Source organism: Curtobacterium sp. MCBA15_008 (genome assembly GCF_001865065.1).
Taxonomy (GTDB): Bacteria; Actinomycetota; Actinomycetes; order Actinomycetales; family Microbacteriaceae; genus Curtobacterium.
The window spans coordinates 1-360 of the sequence record NZ_MJGN01000043.1 but is presented as its reverse complement, the minus strand read 5'-3'; the positions used below and the strand labels follow the sequence as shown (position 1 = coordinate 360).

Annotated in this window: 1 protein-coding gene; it reads left to right on the top strand. The window is 57.5% G+C overall.

What is annotated here, in order from left to right; genetic code table 11:
• Window positions 1–320, top strand: a 320-nt coding sequence (locus BIU96_RS14545) for a flagellar hook-length control protein FliK (RefSeq protein ID WP_139200067.1), incomplete at its 5' end; no start/stop codon positions are given.
• Window positions 321–360 lie beyond the last annotated feature (40 nt).

Below are 360 nucleotides of genomic sequence, written 5' to 3'. Positions count from 1 at the left end.
CTGATATGGGGCCCATGGAAGTCAGGGTTCAGGTTCAGCAGGAGCAGGCACACATTACCGTTCATTCTGCCAACCCGGCCGTGCGGGACCAGCTTGAACTGCACAGCCACCGTCTCAGGGACATGCTGAGTGAGCAGGGGCTGTCACTGGACCAGTTTGACGTCAGTGATTCATCGCAGCAGCAAGCCGGCGAGGACAATGCCGGGGAGGGCAGCAAGGATGAGAGGGCAGTACTTGCCGATGGCGGACTGGACGAACAGGATCTACCATCTGAATCCCTTGATCTGACCTGGAAAGGCGAAGTTGATATCTTCGCCTGACCTCGGCACCCCTTCACCTGATGATTCTGCATCACTCTCC